General features: G+C 49.4%; 11 protein-coding genes. All 11 read right to left on the bottom strand.

The features are described from left to right. Window positions 1-14 precede the first annotated feature (14 nt). The 11 genes from BCM02_RS05095 to BCM02_RS05140 all read right to left on the bottom strand — a co-directional run bounded on the left by BCM02_RS05095 (window position 15) and on the right by BCM02_RS05140 (window position 19,792). The gene (locus BCM02_RS05095; RefSeq protein WP_148927998.1) at window positions 15-896 is read right to left on the bottom strand and encodes a carbohydrate ABC transporter permease; all 882 of its coding nucleotides are present in this window, start codon (window positions 894-896) and stop codon (window positions 15-17) included. A 15-nt stretch (window positions 897-911) separates the two neighbouring features. Continuing rightward, window positions 912-1,892 carry an ABC transporter permease gene (locus BCM02_RS05100; RefSeq protein WP_148927999.1) on the bottom strand — a complete coding sequence of 327 codons (981 nt, stop codon included), beginning with the start codon at window positions 1,890-1,892 and terminating at the stop codon, window positions 912-914. Between the two features lie 243 nt (window positions 1,893-2,135). Beyond that, window positions 2,136-4,439, bottom strand: coding sequence for a helix-turn-helix domain-containing protein (locus tag BCM02_RS05105; RefSeq protein WP_148928000.1), 2,304 nt, complete (start codon window positions 4,437-4,439; stop codon window positions 2,136-2,138). 85 nt (window positions 4,440-4,524) lie between these two features. Further along, the gene (locus BCM02_RS05110) at window positions 4,525-5,964 is read right to left on the bottom strand and encodes a glycosyl hydrolase family 28 protein (protein ID WP_148928001.1); all 1,440 of its coding nucleotides are present in this window, start codon (window positions 5,962-5,964) and stop codon (window positions 4,525-4,527) included. A 237-nt stretch (window positions 5,965-6,201) separates the two neighbouring features. Next, on the bottom strand, window positions 6,202-7,911 hold the full coding sequence (locus BCM02_RS05115; protein WP_246183234.1) for a beta-L-arabinofuranosidase domain-containing protein: 1,710 nt from the start codon (window positions 7,909-7,911) through the stop codon (window positions 6,202-6,204). A gap of 221 nt (window positions 7,912-8,132) precedes the next feature. Next, window positions 8,133-8,267: a hypothetical protein gene (locus BCM02_RS36275; protein WP_281288142.1), complete on the bottom strand. Its 135-nt coding sequence runs from the start codon at window positions 8,265-8,267 to the stop codon at window positions 8,133-8,135. Between the two features lie 245 nt (window positions 8,268-8,512). Beyond that, a complete protein-coding gene (locus BCM02_RS05120; protein ID WP_148928002.1) occupies window positions 8,513-10,210 on the bottom strand; it encodes a glycoside hydrolase family 2 protein in 1,698 nt (565 codons plus the stop codon). 233 nt (window positions 10,211-10,443) lie between these two features. Continuing rightward, window positions 10,444-11,253 (bottom strand): polysaccharide deacetylase family protein, encoded by an 810-nt coding sequence (locus tag BCM02_RS05125; protein ID WP_148928003.1) that lies wholly within the window; start codon window positions 11,251-11,253, stop codon window positions 10,444-10,446. A gap of 26 nt (window positions 11,254-11,279) precedes the next feature. Further along, on the bottom strand, window positions 11,280-15,872 hold the full coding sequence (locus BCM02_RS05130) for a cellulase family glycosylhydrolase (RefSeq protein WP_246183235.1): 4,593 nt from the start codon (window positions 15,870-15,872) through the stop codon (window positions 11,280-11,282). A gap of 238 nt (window positions 15,873-16,110) precedes the next feature. Beyond that, the gene (locus tag BCM02_RS05135; protein ID WP_148928004.1) at window positions 16,111-18,123 is read right to left on the bottom strand and encodes a beta-galactosidase; all 2,013 of its coding nucleotides are present in this window, start codon (window positions 18,121-18,123) and stop codon (window positions 16,111-16,113) included. A gap of 133 nt (window positions 18,124-18,256) precedes the next feature. Next, window positions 18,257-19,792, bottom strand: coding sequence for a glycoside hydrolase family 43 protein (locus BCM02_RS05140; protein ID WP_148928723.1), 1,536 nt, complete (start codon window positions 19,790-19,792; stop codon window positions 18,257-18,259). Window positions 19,793-20,250 lie beyond the last annotated feature (458 nt).

Below are 20,250 nucleotides of genomic sequence, written 5' to 3' on the forward strand. Positions count from 1 at the left end.
CCGCATTTGCAGATTTAGCCCTTAACGGCTCCAACTACCAATCCCTTAATAAAGTACTTTTGAAGAAAGGGATAAACAAAAATAATGGGACCTACAGTGACGACGGCTGTAGCCATTCTGACCGTATTGCTTGGCGCAACATAATTAGGTATAACTCCTTGCATGTAGTCCATTTCATACATAAAGTCCACTTCTCTCAATACCTTCATGATCAGATATTGCAAGGAGTACAGATCCTTATCGTTTATATAAAGGGTAGCTGTAAACCATTCGTTCCAGAAACCGAGCCCATAAAACAACCCGATCGTTGCCAGTGCGGGTTTTGCTAATGGCAGGATGATTTTAAATAGAATGTAAATGTCATTCGCTCCATCTATTTTGGCGGACTCCGCCAGCGAATCCGGTATTTGCTTGAAGAAGTTTCGGAGCAGAAACATATTAAACGGATTCACTAAAGCCGGGAGAATATAAACCAAGATATTATCGCTTAAACCTAAGTATTTGGAGATGAGGAGGTACGACGGTATCAGTCCTCCGCTAAACAGCATCGTAAAATAGACGAAAAATGCAATCTTGTTTCTGTGAGTGAACGTTTTCACGGAAATGGCATAAGCCATGGCACTGGTAATGATAAGGCAAAGGATCGTACCTGCAACCGTGAAAATGATCGTTGTCTTGTAAGCGTTGAATATGGTGTTATCCTGGAATATGACCTCGTAAGCAAGCAGCGAGAATTGCTTCGGAAATAGAGCAAAACCGGTTAATTGTACAGATTTCTCATCGGATATAGAGCTTGATAGGATAAGAATGAAAGGAAGGATGCAAAACACGGAAAAGATGGCCATGAAAAGATAAGAAAACGTATCTATTGCTTTATTCTCAAAGCTGTTCTTCATTTTAAATCTCCTTCCTTAAAAAATGGCTGAATCCGAATCATATTTTTTGGCAAGCTGATTCGTCGCAAATACGATGAGTAAACCTACAAGAGATTGATAAAGTCCGATCGCAGTAGACATGCTGATGTCATTCATTTGTCTAAGCATTCGGAATACATAAGTGTCAATGACATCGGTCGTGTGATACAAATTAGGGTTGTCGCCTACAATTGCATAAATCATTCCCAAATCCCCTTGGAATATGTCTCCGATGCCAAATAAGGTCAACAGCACGACCGTTGTGCGAAGCTGCGGCAACGTAATCTTTGTAATACACTGCAATCGAGTGGCTCCGTCTATTTTGGCCGCTTCATAGATTTCTTGATCAATGCCCGCTATAGCAGCCAAATAGATAACGGAGCCGAATCCCGCCCCTTTCCATATTTTCAAGGCAACCAGTATTCCGACCCACAAATCCGGATTGGAATAAAAGCTGATTTCCTGTCCTTCTTGAATGAAACCGAACGTTTTTAAAATGGAATTAATAAGTCCAATATCAGTCGACAGTAAGGCAAAAACAAACATCGAAACTAACGTCCAAGAAATAAAATTCGGCAGAATGACAATGGATTGCGTCACCTTCTTAAAAGACGTGGAGCTGATTTCGGACAGCACGATGGCGATAAGGATCGCAAAAAACAATCCGGTAAAAAGAAACAATAGATTTAAAAAAACCGTATTCCAAGTTACAATGAGCCAGTCCTTTGAGGTGAAAAAATATTCAAAGTTTTTCAGACCAACAAATTCGCTTTTAAAAATGCCTTTCATTACATTAAAGTCTTGAAAAGCTACGACGACCCCCACCATTGGCAGGTACTTGAAAATCAAGAAATACAGAACGCCCGGCAATACCAATACGTACAAATAGAAATTTTGTTTGATATCCGTTAGGAAGCTCTTCTTACTCTTCTTCATCACTACGCGGTCTGCTTTGGTATTGCTCAATGCTACACTCATACTGATCATCCTCCCTATATGCTAAGCAAATCTCGTGGCTCGCGTCGTGGTCACACTGAAAGCCCTTTCCCCTTTGACTCTAATGGTACATTTATGCGCGTTCAAGTTCTCGTTTTATCAATAATGACGTTTTGATTGTTTTTGAACCGGTTATAATAACACCGCCTCGTTCTCCGATGCGATTTGAACTTAGGCGGTTATCAGAAAAAGAACCGACAGCACAGGCTGTCGGTTCTTTTCGTTTTACTCATTCGAAGTTCGCTTGCTTTGACTCCCGTTGTCTTGGATACTCATTCTATAATTCTCCGGCGTTTTGCCAACGTGTCTTTTAAATACGGTGAAGAAGTGCTTGCTATTCTCCGGATACCCAACCGCTTCCGCGATCCTGCTGACAGGATCATCCGTTTCAATAAGACGTTTCTGCGCTTCTGACATCCTGCATTGCGTAATATAATCGGATAATGATACACCTGTTATCTCTTTGAATATAGACCTGACATAATTAGGGGATAGTTCTACATGATTTGCTACCGTATCCGTTGAAATATTCATGCTATTATAATGCTTTTCGACATAATCCTTCATTTTGATCGCAATCATGTATTTTACATTTTCTCTTGCATCATTGCCTTTTGTCTCGATAACCCTGGAGCAAAGTGAATAAAGATACGTTTTGATTTCCTCCAACGTTTCGCAGGTCTGAATTTCGGCAATAAGCACCTTAATGCTGTACTCTCCATTCTCTATGCTAGTCTTGGCTATACCGCTTAGTGTCCTAGTAAGCAACACGGCTAACTGAAGCACCGTGATTTGGATTTCATCCGCATTGGATAGAACAAGCCTTTCAAAAAACTCGTTGAGGCTTGCGTCCATTTTTCTCATATTGCGTTCCTTTATGGCTTCGATCATTCTCTTCTCAATATCATAAGGATAGTCATGGAGACCCTTATTGTTTCGTTCGGCTATATCGCCATATTCGATGACTGCTTTTCTGCCGAAAATAATGCGATAATTCAAGGCTGCCAGCGCATGCTGGAAGGATTGACTGATCCCTTCCATTCCTTCTACAATATCGCCTATCCCCGCTGATACCGAAATCTTCAAATATTTTTCTACCTGATCTTGTATTTCCATTGTCGAATCGATGATATGACTCGCAATCTCGCCGCTTCCACCCATTATATTTAAAATAATACTTACATAATCGTATCCGTTATCGATGCCCTCTACCTTATATCGTTTTTCCTTAAAAAATTCGCTAGCGATATTAAGAATTGCGAATTTAACCAATCTTACGTCTTTTGACCATTTACCCGATAGAACTTTTTCAAGCGAATCCATTTTAAGCACGAGGGTTACGTAGTATGGATCGCCGAAGCTTACCCCGCATTCCGTCCTATAATCGTTGTCGAGGATTTTATCGTCGATTTCCCCATCAAGCAATTTGCCCAATAATGCCTTCTTCTTATCATTCAATAGCCGGCTTGAATCCAGCCTGTGTTTATGGAGCAGTTTTCGAAATGGATTATAAATGCTCGAAGTAAAAAATACAGCTAGAACGATCCCGGCGAGGATGAAAATAATCGTTAAAATCAATAAAGTCTTTTGCATCGAATAGGCCGAAGACAACAGTTTGCTATATTCGCCTATACCTATAAATATCAAGCCTAAATGTTTTGCTTTTACATAGCTGACAAAGGATTCCCTATCATTAATCTTCGTTAAAAAGCTGCCTTTTTCATCGTTTGACAACATGATTTGTTTCGCAAAGCTTTCATTGGAAAGATTTTTATTGATCATGGAAGTGTCATCATGTGACAATACATTCCCGTCTTTATACATGATCAATACTTGATTCAGATCTCCGGCGCTTCCGCTGGTAACCATCTCCTGTAAAATTCTTTCATTTAAATTGATGACTAATGACGATTCGACATCACCATAACTTGAAGTATTGGCGAATACCAACGTCAGGAAATTTTCGCTTATCGTTTGATTATCGATGACATAATCCACTTTTCTTGTGAAATATTTATCCGAAACGTTTTGTTCCGTATTCCTGAAAATATGGATTATGTCTTGATCCAAGAAGTCTGTTGTGGACTGAATTCCTTCACCTACCTCGGATATGTTGAAGATTACCCTTTCCGTCTTTGAATTATAAATATAAATAGAGCGAATAAGCGGATTCGACTTCACATATTGCCTTAGTTTCCGTAATACATCTTGATCGGCGAATCCATCTGATTGATCATCATACAAACCATAATTAAAATCGCTATCCACAGCACTAGTGAATAACTGATAAAAGTTATAATAGACATTTATGAGCATTAAATCCGCAATATAATAGGATTGCGAAATGAAATTTTCAGAGGTTTGACTGACTTGCTCGATACTTTTATTGCTGTAAGTACGAAATAGTACGAAAGAAAAAACGGTTAACAGAACGATAACAATAACTAAATAGGAGGATAAGATTTTTATCAATAAAGGATTTTTTCTAAGGAGACGTTTTAGATTTCCCTCTGCACGTTCTACTTTCATTCGGCTATCCCCCTCGATGCATCTATTTAGGAGAACGACCTGGGGAACCGATCAGTCCCCCAGCTCACCCAAAACCTCCCCTAAGTTATTTACGAAACTGAATGCCGTGGGCATGCTCATTCATGTCGAAATGCCCCTGTTCCGCGTCCAGAATTAACTCGCCGTTGATCCGCAAATTGGTAAAGGTGACTCCATCCACCTTCCGTTTATGGTCAAACCCGTATATTCGGTTTTTGTTTTCATTTCTTCCATTATAGGTCACGTTCCGGAAATGAATGTTCTCAATCCGTTTGCCGGGCACAGGGTTATACTTTTCATTCCACACGACACGAATGTCCAGCAGCTGGCCCAGCTCAAAATCCTCCACTCGGATGTTGTCGAAGGTGACATTACGTACCGTGTTATTATCTCCGGCGTTAATGTTCATGGCGCCCCAATAACCGGGCTGCGGCTCATGATGTTCCAAAATATCGATGTTGCTGAACTCGATATCCTCGATCAAGTCGCCACCCCTGCGGTAGTCACCATGTCCGCCGATATTCATCGCATGGGCTACGTCCGCCCAAAGGACGGAGTTCTTGACGATTACGCAGCGTGAATCCCCTTTATAATCCCAACGGCTTCCGTATACGGCTATACAATCATCGGACGTCCGCAGGAATACATCTTCGATCTCGATATGCGCGCTGGACATCATGTCGATGCCGTCGCACCACCCCCGCGTGCTGAAGGACTTGAAGTTGCGAATCCGGATATGCTCGGACTTGCCGATGTAGATGCTGTAATGCGGCGGGTCCAGCAGCACGATTCCTTCCACGCTAATATGGTTCGAATACGTGATCCGAACACCTCGGAACGCGGAGAACCGGTGGAAATCAGACAAATACAACACGCCTCTGCCACGAATCGTTACATCCTGCACATGGTCGCAGACAAGCGAGCCGACGACAATGGCGCCCCCGGCGATATAGACGGTTTTCCCGGACGGGATGCGGAAGATCGTCTCCTCCAGATAGTGCATCCCCGGCCCGAAATAGATCACTTCCGGCGCCGCGCCCCCGGGCTCCTTCGGACTGCCGGCCAACTGATAAATATCCTCCATCCGATGGATGGCAGGTCTCAGGAACAGTACGTTCGGAGCGTCCGCTTCCGGCGGATTCTCCTCCGGAGCATTCGCGAATAGATGAAGATTGCCGAAGCGATCACCGTTCACTTCAATGGACAGCTTGCACGGTTCATTCAAGAGGAAGGTTATTGCCGCTCCTTCTACCTTGAACGGAATTTGTTTCGAGAGAGGCCGGATAACGACTTGCCGTACGATTTCCTTCCGGCTCTCGACCCTTACCTCCACGCTTCCTTCCATGTCGAAATAGGCCATGGAGGCCCGTCTCACGTTATGCATGTCCACCTTCGCTTCATATACGAAAAGCGGCTGCCAGTTCTCCCCGGCAGCACGGACGCTTACGATAAAATCATCCCGGCCAACCGCGCCTTTAGGCGCATCCCAAATCTTTAAATAGCTCAACGAAGTTCTCCTCCTTGAAAGCACTCATTCCAAAATTCTATTTACGATTTAGCGTAGGCCTCCGGTCGGAAGCCGCATAATCATGCTTTCAAGTCGTAACGGAAACACTGAAAGCCTCTTCCCTATCACTTTAATATCATCATTACGAGTGTTCAAGTTCACGTTTTATCAAAATGCCGATTTGATGGTTTTTAAACTTGTTCAAAATCACGCCGAAACGCGTCCAAGCCTAGCTTATCATGCTTCTTCTTTATAGGCCTTACTGCCGTCTATGGCATAAGTAAATTGGCGGGCCTCCGCTGCATGTTCCATTAAGTCCAAATAAACCGTATATTCTTCCTCTTCCACTCTGAACAGCGGGATCATTAACGCTTCATCGTCCGAATTATGTTGGATGGAAAACGCCAACCGATCTCGATCGGTCTTGATGATGGTATGGTTGAGATTGCGCTCAGAGAGGCCAGACACAGGACGATTGGGCCCAATCCGCGCAAGCAGGACGGGACCGTACATGACTGCAGCAATACCTTCTGCGCCTTGAAGCGGAATCAGATGCATATTCGCATCGATTTCAATATCAATTTTGTCCTGATCATGAAACATACGTTCAATCACAATAAACCCGTTTGCCTGCTCGAACGTAATCGGGCCGGAATTGACGGTTACCGCTTTGACCGCATCCGCTTTCAGCATCAGCTTGAACGATACCGGCTCGGTTGCTTCAATTTTCAAGGTCGAGGTGAGCTTGTCCGGAAATCCGCTTACTTGCGTTATTCTTACATTTCGTTCCTTCCAATCTACTGCGGAGGATATGAGCGCGTTTACTAAAATAACGCCGTCGTTCTTGAACCAAATGTTCTTTTGAATCTCGCTCATCGCTTCAATTCCGGAAGCTGTGCAACACCAGAAGGAGTCGTACGGGTCGCTGAATTTTTTGACGGCACCGCTTCCCATAAGCTGATGGTATTGCGACAGCCCGGTTTGCGCACTGGAACTGTTTAAGACGGCGTTATACTTCAATGTTTCCAAATGATTCAGATGCTGAACCGATCCGGACCATTCGATAAGCCGTTCCAAAATTCGCTCCGTATTATGCGCGCAGCAGCTCTCGCTCTCCCCGCCTGTCAATGCGTCTCCCAGCATCCCATATCTTCCCCAGTGCTCCGATTTTTCGGAAACGCCTCCGGCTATATATTCGGTTGCCTTTGAACTGTTGTTTCCATTGGCAAACGTCCTTCCCCCTACAAACTCATAAAAGCGGACAGCCGCTTTCTTGTATTTCGCCTCCCCGCTGATCGCAAAGCGGTGCATCGCAGCGATCACCATCGGCAGGTGCGTGTTGGCATGCAGATTCTCGAGCACATCCATACCGGCTTCCAGATGGCCGATAAAATACTCCCTGTCGAACAGGCCGCCAAGCTCGAACAGCCTGGTATCGCCTGTGATATCGTACAATGTATACAGACTATCCCCGATCCCGCCGAACTCATTCACCGGGTTAACCTTTGTACAACGGAGAATGCCATCCATTTTCCAGAATGAAAGCTTCTCAAAGCGGCCATGAATGTAAGTTGCCAAATTTAAAGCAAGGTTCAACGATGTTACATTGTGCAGATAAAGGTGACAGTCAATCAGGCCCTGCATGATCTTGTGAAGGGTGTAATATGGTGCCCATACATTCCGGTTTTCCTCGCGCTCCAGGATATCGAGCTTTTCTTCTTCAAAGGCGCTCAGATATCCGTTTGGTTGTGCGCATGCAGCCATGATATCGACGATCTCTTCGGCTTTCGACTTCAACCATCCATCGCGATCGGCAAACGCCAATTTCGAGCAGGCGGATAGAAAGTGTCCGACAAAGTGCCCTCTAAGGCCGCATTGCGGATCTTCCCAACCACCCAGGGGCTGCGCGGCAGACGGAATACCGGCATTGATCTTAAACGTGTGCATCAGACGGCTGATGTCGAACGATGCAACATAGTTCTTTACAAGTTCTCTTCGGGAAGCAAAGTCATAGTCGCGGTAACCGTCACTTCATCCAGGCGAAAATGGGTAATCACATCAGACACCTCAATTTGAGAGTGAGTATAGTCGGCACTTCGAATACCTTTACGTCTGTAATTATTTTATTACGCAATCATACACCATTGAATTCATTCGCTTTGGTTACCCTAATCTACCCGCACCGATACTTTTTGTTCATTACCATCGTATTTGACGATGACTGCCTGCTCCCCGGCTTCCGTCCACCCGCAGCCTAGCCCTGCCGCCACTAGGATGATGGAGAACTCAAGGTTCTCTTTCATTCCCGAACTACTCGTCTTTTCTCCAAATTCAAAAAATAGAATGGATCCCTATCACGCACAGGCTAAGCCGCCTCTTGATAGGGATCCAATTTCATGATCAATTCATGAATTATTTAAAACTATTTCTTCGATTTATAACACTCATGACACAGCGTTCGAACAGTCGCAGGGCAATCTGATCGTATCGCTGATCGCACTACGTGCTTAATCCCAAGCAGGCAAAAATTAAACGAAGTGATGAGAAATTACTCCTGTTTAGAGCGCCCTGCATAATACTTCTTTACAACGGCATAAGCCAACTTGGGTCTGCGGTACCGGTCGACGATTCCCTTGCTGTTCTGCGTTCCGGCGCGGGTCAGCAGCCATCCCGTCCCTTCCGTTACCTTGCAGTCGCAAAATTGCCAGATCAGCATACCGGATAAGAAAGGGACGGACGTATAAGCCTCCAGATTGCGCTCGATGATATCGGCATGGCGCTCCTCCGTTCCTTTCACCCGGCTCGGGTCGCGATAGCCATAATAGCCGTCGGCCCCGAATTCGCTCATGATCATCGGCTTCCCCAGACCGCCGGCTTCGTCCGCCCACCGCCTCGCCTCCTTGACAAGCTCTAATGGATCCTCCTCTTCGTACCAGAGCGGATACAAGTTGAACGAGACGATATCCGCAAGATCGAAGCAAAGCTCGCGATCGCGGTGATGCGAAGCAAAGCTTAGCGGTCTAGTCGCATCCATCGCCCGGATTTGTTCAAGCTGCGCGCGATACATCTCCCGGCCTTCCGGCGTATCGCTTGCGCATTCGTTCAGAATCGCCCAGATGATGATGCTCGGATGATTGAAATGAGACTCCACCATCTCCCGGTTGCAATCCTCGCATTGCTTGGCGAACAGCGGATGCTTCATTTGCTCCAGACTAAGACCGCGCGCATGATTTTCTTCCCATACGAACAAGCCCCGCTCATCGCACAAATCAAGGAACCTTTCGTCGTTCGGATAGTGGCTGGTCCGGACGGAATTGGCGCCCATGTCCAGCATCAATTCGATGTCGTGCACCATAAGCGGGTAAGGAATGGCGGCTCCTGCCAGCGCATGATCCTCGTGCCGATTGAAGCCCTTCAGCACAATCTCCTCGCCGTTTACCCGGATGCGTCCGTTCCCCGTCGACACCGTTCGAAAACCGACCCGCTCGATCAAATCATCGACGGGAGCTTCTTGCCCCTCCATATACAAATTCGCCTTCAGCAGATAAAGCGTTGGATCACCAGCCGACCACGGAGTAATGCCGGGAAACGGCTCCGTACTCGATATCTCGACGGTTTCACCCGGCATCACGCTCGCCTCGCCTGCGTCAATATCCCGGCCCGCCAGATTGAACTGCAGCCGTGCGCGGCAAGCCCGTTGTCCGATATTCCGAACATAGAGCCGAATCGTCCCCTGCCAGCCTTCGGCCGTACGAATCGGCGTGAACGCGATTCGTTCGATGAACAATTCTTGCAGCAGCTCAATGGCCGAAGGCCGGATTAAGCCCCCGTAGGTATGATAATCGTTCGGAACATGGAGCGCGGACGATTCGCCGAACGAATTGTCCACGATCACGGCAATTTCATGCGTTCCCGGTTCGACATCCGGAATGACGAGAGCAAACGGCGTGTATGCATTATAATGGCGTCCTACCGGGATACCGTCAAAAAAAACATCGGCTGTATGGCTCACGCCTTTGAAAACAAGCCGGATTGCGCCTTTCCGCGATATTTCTACCATTCGCCGGTACACGGCTTTGCCCCGATAGGTTGAGAACTGCGGATGCATCTCCCAACACCCGGGTACGGGCATTCGGTATTCGTAGCGGGACGGCAACCCGTCCTTCCCTTTAGTTGGTTGGAAATCCCAATCGCCTTCCAGCTCTTGCACGTCGCGTATTTCATTCGTTCTAAATAGTCGCAGCAACGGATTCCCTCCAAGCACTTCATATCATGCGATGATTGCTCTTATAGTCTTTTACTTTCACATCAAATTATAGAGCACGGTTACATGGTAAACCATGATTTTCAGGTCATGAATTAGCATGATGTAGCCTCTAGGACTCACGCTCGATTGCAAGAAAAAAAGACGGCCTTAGTCCGATAGATGTCCGGATCAAGGCCGCCGAGGGCAGCGGATTTCAACGTAATTATGACTTGCTATCGAAGCCTCTTCGTTTCGCCTCCCGCAATACGGACGGCTTCGCCGTCTGCGCTAATCCAAACCTCAAGGGCATTCGGATTATGCACCATGCTTCGATCAACCGAGAAACGGAGCGCTTTAAGGGCATTCTGATAGGATACAATGTCCGTCATCGACGCTTTCCAGACCGATTCCTCGCCGTCGAGCAGCTCGCCCACCTTGTCTACCAGGTCCCAGTTGTCATCATGATCGAATTCGTAGCTGTGGCCCCAGATAAACAATAGCTCCATCCGGCTGAACCACTGCTTGGACGACAGCAGCTGTTCCGCCTTCTCGACCATGTCTTTATGGTGGCAGGTCGGATGCCATCTCAGCGAATCATCCGGCATGTGGAAGCCGCCGTGGCTCTGGACGGTGCGGGCATATTCGATACCGAGCACCGGCAGCGCGTGCACAACGCGGTCGTTGTAGGTGCCGAACGGATAACTCATGCCGCGAACAGGGTATCCCGCAATCGCCTCCAGATTACGGCGGTCCGCGATCAGCTCCTCCGCGATCTGGTCATCCGGAGACTGCTCCAGGAATGGATGCGTGACGGTATGGGCCGAAATCTCGTGGCCGCGATATAAGTCCGCCGCTTCTTCGGCACTGATATATCCTTCCTGGCCGAAATTGCCGGAATTCAGATGGAACGTTCCTTTGAGGCCATATCGGTTAAAAGCCTCCACCAGCCTCCTGTCTTGCTCGCGGCCATCGTCAAAACTAAACGCGACCGCCTTGCCAAGCCCTCCCGGAAACCGGTCGAATCGAATGCTCACGTTACCCATTATGACTCCTCCTTAAGTGAACTAGCTTAGTTCTTTCCCGATTGATCATGAGGAACCGTTACGGTGCCAGATGCTTCCGTAACATTCCCTGCTTGATCGGTCGCTCTATAAGTAATCGTATAAACTAGCGGCTCTTTACCCTTGGCTTTTTTGGCGAGCAGCAAGAATTCCGTATCGAAAGTGCCGATTTCGGCTTCTTGTACCATAGATTCATAGCTGTCGACGGCTGCGCTCGGCGTAATGGACAGCAATTCCACTCTAGACAGCTCAACATCCGTTTCAACAGTTGCCGTTACTTTAACCAGCTTATTGTTGGCCGGCCACAAGGTTTCCTTATCCAGCACAACTTTCAGGGTAGGAGCAGCCGTATCAATGACCAAGCTTCTATACGCCCACTCCGACCAGGAGCCCCTATTGTCCTTCAAGCGAACCCTGATCGACCAATTTCCGTCCGCCAATCCATTTAAAGTGTATGAACCGGATGCGCCCGCCAGTTCGCCGCTGTCCACATCAACCGTCTCCCAACCGTTGCTGGAGGCTTGAACCTGATAAGCAGCTTGAACATCCGCATCGTCGGCGTCATGGAACGTCCAGTTAAGCTGCGGACTATTCAGATTGATCGCCTGGCCATCCTCATACGAGGTGATCGAGGCGGATGGAGCCGAATTACCGGTTCCTCTGCCAGTAACGGTTGTGCCGACTTTGGTAATTGTGTATGTGACTACCTTGCCGCTCCAGAAGTGGAACGTCAGTTTCACAACGCCGTCATTCGTATTCTGGAAAAAGTTTGGCGTAAGCCTGATTCTTCCATTGGCGTAGTCAGGATTGTAGGCATCATAAATTTCCTTGTACGATGTCCAATTATGCGGACCGGCATTGCCGCCATCAGCGTATTTAGCCTCCATCGTAGCGATTCGATCGCCATTGAAGGCTGTAGGAATATCGAAGCCTTGGGAGGTTATCGTCCCGGAAACGCTGGACAACGTCGCTGTATCATAATAATGAACGTACAACTTCCACGCAGGACCCGCGCTGAAATGGGCCGACAATACCGCTTTCTCGCCTAATGCGCCTGTAGCGAGACTTGAAAGATAGCTTGCTTTGAGCGTTAATACGTCCCCGTCCACCGTATAGTCTGTGCCGGGTACGAGCGTTTGATCGCCATTCTTCAGCGAGACAAAGCTGTTGCCGTTCAGGTTCAAGGTGACCGATTGGTCGCTGACCGTCTCCCCGCTCTTGATGAAGATCCGATCGAAAGACGTCGTCGAAGTACGGCCGGTCAAGCTATGCATAATAATATGATATAGCTCCGGGTCACTCCACTCGAATGTTGTCCGGTTAACGTACGGGCCGTAATCCCACATCATCGTCGCAATGCTCTTCGACTGCGTAGCATGGAGGAAGTGTTCGAAATACTTGAGCATCTCTCCGCGCTCGACGGTTTCCTCTCCCTTACCGTAGCCGAGTATTCCGTATTCGCCTATGACAACGGGAATGCCCTTTGATACTAACGTATTGACATTGTTAACCATTGTATCGATACTGTTTTTCACTTCGTCATTAAACGTTGTATAGCCTGCAATGTTTACAGAGAAATGCCACAAGCCGTAATAATGAACAGTAGCGATTATATTCGAGTCGTTCAATGTTTCTATCGTGGCTGCAAGCGAATCCACATATTCTTGGCTGTCATTGGTCACCAGCGTCGGAAGTACAAGCGGACGAACCCCATTATTGCCGCCGGACGCTCTTACAATGTTGAAGAAGGTCGTATTCAATTCATGGAGCAGCGATAATTCTGTTGTGTCGTCAAGGTTGGTTCCGAAATAAGGCTCGTTGATGCTCTCGAACATCAGCTTGTTGGAATAATCCTTGAACGTGTTGGCGATTTGCTTCCAGACCGCCGTGTATTCGGCTACGACCTGGTCATGGTTCGCGTCCATCGTGTTGACCCATTCCACCGAATCGTGGTGCATATTGATCATGACGTGCAGGCCGGCTTCGAGCGACCAGTCGACAATTTGCCGTACCCGGCTCATCCACGCCGGGTCAACCGTGTAGGATGGCGCAGCTCCCGTGTGCGGATACCAGGTCACGGGAATCCGGATGCTTTTGAAGCCCTGATCGGCAATTTGTTCAATAAACGCTTGGGTGACAACCGGATTGCCCCAAGACGTTTCATCTGCGCCTCTCGCATCCAGGGAATTACCCAAATTATATCCCGGCTGCATCGCGTTGACATAGGACTGCATAGGCGTCTGCACCGTCGCACCCTCTTTAATATCGCCGCGCACGATGCCCATACCGTTCGTTCCGATATAGACCCGGCCGTACACTTGCCCATCGCCCGTAATCGTTCCTCGTGCATTCGCGAATTGATGCTGTTCGTCGTTAATACGGATCCAGCTCGCCCCTTCATCCTCCGATCGGTAGAACCCGAACTTGCCGCCGTTTATTCTCAAACCGGCATAGATCGTTTTATACGTTTGGCCCGGCGCTTCTTTGCCGAAACCGACGGATACCGCCTCGTCGACGCGGCCTATCTTCCCGAAACTCGCTCCCGAATCCGTCGAACGGAATAGTCCTTCCTCGCTGGCAAGCCAAATATCGCCTTCGGCCGCAGGAGCAGCCTTGAACTTGCCATTCAGATTATTCGGCAGTCCGGAAGCCGCCGAAGCCGTGAAGTTGGCGCCGCCATCCGTGCTGACATAGAACTTCCCGTCAAGGAAACCGTAGAATTTGTCCGGATTGACGCGGTCCGAAGAGACGCTCGCGCCTTGCGGGATGCCCCTCGAGGCCGTCCACGTCTTGCCAAGGTCGGTAGAGAAGCTCACCGGCCGGACGGCGCTGCCATCCGGATGCGGAGACCATACGATCGTATGGCCGTTCGCGCCGACCGCGACCCATCCTCCGCTCGTGTTGTCGCCATTCTCCGCCTGCCAGGCATTGGCCGCCGGCGTCCAAGTAACGCCGTTGTCCGTCGATATGCCCATCCGCGCATCTTGGTTCGATGCATGGCCGACCCGCACGATCAAATTCGGATTCGTCTCCGCGTAATCCAGATCGGTGCTGGTTCCGATATAAGGATTCCTGATCATGCGCGGCGCCGTATTCAGGTCTTCGTGACGGAACCCGCCAATATCGCCCATCGCGCTGATCAACGGCGCCCCGGATGGTGGGCTAATCAAGCCGAGAATCGCGGTCTCTTCAATCCCGTCCGCCATGACGGAGATCCCGATTTTCTCGCCCTTGTCGAGATTGGTCACGTTCTCGGAGCCGAACAGCGTCGCCCCGGTACCGTACATGATCCGGTCGGAGTTGAACGGATCGATCTCCAGGTCGCCGATCATCCAGCCCAGCTTCGGCGAGGTCTCCGGATCGGTCTCCGGATCGCGTTGAACGCCCCAGTCGAGCCATGGCGAGATCGAATAATCGATCGTGTACCGGTTGTCCCGCTTCGGATACGTGCTGAACTGCCACAACGAATTCCATGTTTTCCCGCCGTCCGTACTGCGGTATATCGATTCCTCCGGCCACCATTTGTTCATCGTGGCGACCATGAGCGTATCCGGATGCTGAGCGTCGACGGCAAGACCGCCGTACGGACTGCTCGTATTGCCGGCTCCTTCCGGGCTGATGTCCGTCCACTCGCCCGTCTTCGTATCCAGCTTCCATACCGAGCCATTGCCGCCGAGGTACGGTCCGATCGTCGAGTTATACGATACGTACAGCATACCGTTGGAACCCAGCGTCCCGTGGTGGGGCAGGAAGCCCTGCTTCGGCTGGCCCGCTACCGGTTCCCAAGTAGCCCCGCCGTCGACCGACTTGTAAATGCTCGTCTGCGTATCCGCCAAGCCGACATAAATCGTCTGCGTCTCATGGCCCGCAGAGCCCGTCGAAGGATCGAAGGTGACCCATACGGGGCCGACATTGCCGCCGTAGTCATCCTTCACGTCGCCGACTGCAGTGAAGCTGCTCACCTTATGCCATGTCGCTCCGTAGTCCTCGCTCTTCCACAATCCGTTCCCGTTGCGGGCTCCCAAGTAGAGGATCCGGTTATCGTTCGGGTCGACAGCCAGACGTTCGCCCATGGAACGGCCGGGCATGTTGCCGCCGAATTTGAACGGCATTTCCGTCTTCTCCCACGTTTGCCCGCGATCCTGCGAACGGAGAATGTAACCGTTCGACTGCACCCATTCGTTCGAGTAGGTGCCGGCAGCAATATAGACGCGATTCGGATCGACAGGGTCGGTAGCGATACTCTCTACGCCCGATAGGTTCCAGTCTTCCAAGCTCAGCCATTCCAACAGCTGAATCCACGTCTTCGTCGCCGGGTCCCAGCGATACGCGCCCCCCATGTCCGTGCGGGCATAGATGAGATCCTTCTCCTTCGGGTTGTAAATAATGCCCGGAATGAATCCGCCTCCGACGATCTTCACCCTGCCCCAGTCATAGGCTTGCGATTTCAACGGCACGATGTCCGATTGTACAGCCGCTGCTGCGCTTCCGGTCGAATCCGCTGCGAATGCCTTGCCGGGGATCGTCGTCAACGAAGAGCCCATGCTTGCCGTCAATGCGGCGGCCGTCAGCACAGACAGCCATTTTTTCCTTTGTTTCATGCCCCTTATTGTCCTCCTTTTATTTAATCATATTGCAAACGCTGTCATTAGCGTTGATATTAATCTTATTGAAAACGATATCCGACGGGTACCCAGAAAATACAACTAATTATCATGTTAAAAATCATGTATATCCTCCACCTGGCGATCTCCTTCCTTCCCCATTTGAAAATTCGAATAAGACTTCTTTACCTTCCGCATATCCCTATATAGAACATCCAATCGTTGTTGATTCGTTCTAAACAGTCGCAACAAGGGGTATTCCTCCCAATGCTTCAACGAACTCGACGATTTCAACCGCATATGGTCCCAAGATTACATCAGGACCGACGCTCCTCTCATGCAGAAGACTCCGATACGTATCATTCAGCTGGACCGTTTGCTGCTTTGGCGTCAGATTTAACAGGAACAAATAATTGGAGTTTCCCTTCCGGCGAATCGAAATTTGTACGCCCTCCGGTAACCCGGTAACTCGAGTTAGACCGGCCTCTTCGGCAGCTTTGTCGAATAAATCCAGATAGAAATTCTCCTCGGCAACGATACCTAAATAGTATACCTTCCCCTTCCCGTAGGAATGAACGGTTACAGCCGGCGTGCCTGCATAGAAATCGTCCGCATACCAAGCAACCGTCTCAGCGCCCGCAGGTTCTAGAATATCGCACCATTGACTGCACGAATACGTCTTCCCGTCCAACATGCGGATCGTATGAACGTCATAGCCGACGGGATCGTACTCCGCTACGGTTGCGCCTGCAGCCTCGGCTAGATGAGCTGGCAGCGGATGAATCCAACATACGTTGCTCCTATTTTTTACGCCGGTACGGTTCGTCACTATTAAGGTGGCTCCGTTCTTCACGCAATTCTTCAGCTTTTCTGCCAATTGTTCATCCAATAAATAGAGCGACGGCGCAACAATAAGGCGATACTTGTCCAGATCGTCCGTTGTATTCACAACATCCGTCAATAGGCCCGATTTGGTCAAAGCCCGATGGTATAGCTTCAGATTGTCGAAATAATTCATTCCTTCTGCTTGAGGTTGAATCTCGAACGCATTGTATATATCATGTGAATGCAGAACGGCAGCCTCGCCAATGACCTCTGATCCCGCCAAGACAAGAGAAAGCCGGTTCACTTCATCGCATAGCCTCCGGTACTCCTCGAATCGTCTGCCGGGTACATTGCTATGGTCGATTAATCCGTGCCAAAATTGTTCGGCGCCAAACGGAGCGCTTCGCCACCGGAAATGAACGAGCGTATCGGCGCCCCGCGCAATGCATTGCCAAGCGAAGGCCCGAATGAATCCGGGCTGCGGGGTCCGCCACATCGGAAACCAGCATCCGGGAGGGCCGCTTATCGTTTCCATGATCCAGAAATTTTGTCTCTTGATACCCCGGGTTAAATCGAGCGTTAACGCGCCGTTGTATCCGCCCGAAACCGATTTCTCAGGGCTCGTGCCGGGGTAATAATCGAGGGAAGCAAAATCCAATTCCTCGCAAAGCTTGTAATAATCGAGAGACATCGGATAGCTCCAAATATTATGCGTGACAAAATGGTCCGGACAATAGCTTCGCAGAATCCTTAATTGCAATTGTTGAAATTCCACGACGGAATCGGTTTCGAACCGCTTCCAGTCTAGTAAAAAAGACGGATTCCTGAATGTTGTTCCGCCAAGCGGCGTTGTGATTTGCTCCCAGGCGCTATATTCACCGCTCCAGACAACCGTACCCCAGTCCTGGTTCAAGGCTTCCAAAGTTACGTACTTCTTCGACAGCCATTCGCGAAACCGGTTGTTGCAATTCTCGCAATGGCACTCGTTGAGGCTAAACTCATTATCGATCTGCCAACCGATCACTGCCGGGTGAGAGGCATAATGAGCAGCCAGCTTTTCCACGATCCGAGCTGCATATAAACGCATCGATGGACTGTTGTAACAACGATGCCCGCGAATGCCTGGGTATCTCGGGTTCCGCATTGCGTCCCTCGGAAGCACATCCGGACAACGCTCCACAAGCCAATTAGGAGGCGTGCAGGACGGCGTGCCAATAACGATCTGGATCCCGTACTTATAGAAGATATGGATGGCATCATCAAGCCAGCCGAACTCATATCGCCCCTCCTCCGGCTCTAGACGCGACCATGCGAATTCGGCCACACGAATCAGGCTTACTCCCGTCTCCTGCATCAGTCGTGCATCCTGCTCCCACATCGAGCGCTCCCAATGCTCCGGATAATAGTCGACACCCATTTTCATCTATACCAACCCTCTCTCACTTATCGCAAACAGTAGGTTTATACTGCCAATTCATCACTGCTTGCCGGCAGATCTGGCCATGATGTCATAGCCTGGAGCGCAGATGCCGTTATTCGCAGCCCCGAACTGTGCATCATGGTTGAAACGGCTCATATTCGAACCAATCAAAGCTTGCCGGTGAACCTTGCCCCGTTTCGCAGACCGCGTACATCGCAATGATGATGCCCGTAAATCCGCCCGCTACCTCTGTTGAGAGCAGATGCGATTCTCCGGATCCCACTTCAAGAACATCGGATGGATGCTGCTGAAGCTTGAAGTGAAACCATTCCGGCTGCGCCTCAATCTGAAGAACGACAGGCCCCTTTAAGCATTCCAGCATGCTCTCCGATCTCAAAGATCCTACCGTTCGCCGGAATACGATCACTTTCCGCCCTTCTTTGCGCGTTACGGCCAGATCGTAATGATAGTTTTCGTTCATAAACACGGTAAGTCCGGCTTCCTCGCCATCTTGCTGCGGTTCGAAATTCAGCAAGGTGGCAATGTGGCTTGACCAGTGACGCAGCCGACGGCCTACAAAGGCGGGAGCGCCGACATCGTCTAGAGACGCCTCGTTTCCGCGCAATACAAGATTCCCCGGCGATTCGCTGAGCGACCAGCATAACGGATTCGGATTCCGTAGGAACACCCAATCGAAGCCTAAGGTTGCATCATCAAAATCATCTCGGGTTGAGTGCGTCTGCCACCGGACCTCCGTCAACCGCGGAGCGTCCATGACGCTCTCGACGCTTCCCCCATTACCGATGATTGGCCAGCCGTCGGGCGTCCATGACACGGGCGCCAGAAACGTCTCTCTGCCCAAATGATGCCGGTAGGGATAGGAGACAGGTCTGACACCCAAGAAAACCGCCCACCAGCTGCCGTCATGCGCTTGTACCAAATCTGCATGCCCGGTTGCCTGTATGCTGCTCTTCCGGCTTCGGTGAGAAAGAATCGGATTATGGGGGCATGGTTCGTAAGGTCCATATGGAGCTTCGCTTCTCGCTATCGTCGCCATATGACCGTATTCCGTCCCGCCTTCGGCAATCATCAAATAATAAAGTCCGTTGATCTTGTAAAGATGAGGCGCTTCCGCATGCGCTCCGCCCGTTCCCCTCCAGATCAGACGACTTACTGTCAGCATTGTCCCGGTCGCTATGTCAATCTCGCATTGATATATGCCGTAGCCTTCATTGCCGGAATAAGTGGATTGAAAGTATACGCTGCCATCTTCATCGAATAAAAGAGAGGGATCGATGCCACCCTGCGCGACAGGTATCATCTCGGACCAAGGACCTTCCGGCTGTTGGCTGCGAACATAGAAGTTGCCGACCCCGCTCACATTCGTCGTAACCATATAGAACCAGCCATCGTGATAGCGGATCGTCGGGGCGTAAATCCCTCCCGATAACCAGGCGTTGGCCAGCGGCAATTGCTGCTCGGTCGTGAGACAATGTCCGATCTGGCGCCAATTGACAAGATCCTTGCTATGAAATATAGGAACGCCAGGAAAATAAGCAAAAGTGCTTGTCACCAAATAATAATCATCTCCGACACGGCAGATGCTCGGGTCGGGATAAAAGCCTGGTATGACCGGATTGCTATACGTCGCGGTGCTGCACGTCGTCTCCATGTTACAACTCCTAATCACTCTAAAGTTTGATAGTACCCAAACCCATCCATTCGGATTATAAAACAAGGCATAAGCTTGCACCTTGATTTTCAGGTCATCGAATAGCATGATTTGGCCATTTGTATGTCAGGCTCTAATCAGCAAAAAAAGGATTGCCCAAGACCAGTAAACCAGTCAAAGGCAAACCTTTCTGAGTATGCTGGTCAAAAGGTTGGTTCGTAGGGACCTTTGGCAATTTCCGTATTAAGCAAGCCTTCGCCAGATGAGCCTCGCCGGCTCCCGCTTGCCTCATAATCACCGTTACTTTGCCATTTTGTCGTACGCATTCTAGTAAATTCCACTAGGCTGACAAAAAAGAAACCACCTGCAAAGCTTAAGCTTGAAGGTGGTTGGACTCGTTATAGAGGGCAGTGAGCCTCGCTGATAGCTGAAAGATAACAAGTATTCCGTTGTTTTGC

Origin of the sequence: Paenibacillus methanolicus, from assembly GCF_008124765.1 — a bacterium.
In the GTDB taxonomy this organism is placed as follows: Bacteria; Bacillota; Bacilli; order Paenibacillales; family Paenibacillaceae; genus Paenibacillus_Z; species Paenibacillus_Z methanolicus.

Excerpts from the sequence above, each read along its gene's own strand:
- BCM02_RS05095 (WP_148927998.1), bottom strand. The coding sequence starts at position 896 with ATGAAGAACAGCTTTGAGAATAAAGCAATAGATACGTTTTCTTATCTT.
- BCM02_RS05100 (WP_148927999.1), bottom strand. The coding sequence starts at position 1,892 with ATGAGTGTAGCATTGAGCAATACCAAAGCAGACCGCGTAGTGATGAAG.
- BCM02_RS05105 (WP_148928000.1), bottom strand. The coding sequence starts at position 4,439 with ATGAAAGTAGAACGTGCAGAGGGAAATCTAAAACGTCTCCTTAGAAAA.
- BCM02_RS05115 (WP_246183234.1), bottom strand. The coding sequence starts at position 7,911 with ATGCACACGTTTAAGATCAATGCCGGTATTCCGTCTGCCGCGCAGCCC.
- BCM02_RS36275 (WP_281288142.1), bottom strand. The coding sequence starts at position 8,267 with ATGAAAGAGAACCTTGAGTTCTCCATCATCCTAGTGGCGGCAGGGCTA.
- BCM02_RS05125 (WP_148928003.1), bottom strand. The coding sequence starts at position 11,253 with ATGGGTAACGTGAGCATTCGATTCGACCGGTTTCCGGGAGGGCTTGGC.
- BCM02_RS05130 (WP_246183235.1), bottom strand. The coding sequence starts at position 15,872 with ATGAAACAAAGGAAAAAATGGCTGTCTGTGCTGACGGCCGCCGCATTG.
- BCM02_RS05135 (WP_148928004.1), bottom strand. The coding sequence starts at position 18,123 with ATGAAAATGGGTGTCGACTATTATCCGGAGCATTGGGAGCGCTCGATG.
- BCM02_RS05140 (WP_148928723.1), bottom strand. The coding sequence starts at position 19,792 with ATGGAGACGACGTGCAGCACCGCGACGTATAGCAATCCGGTCATACCA.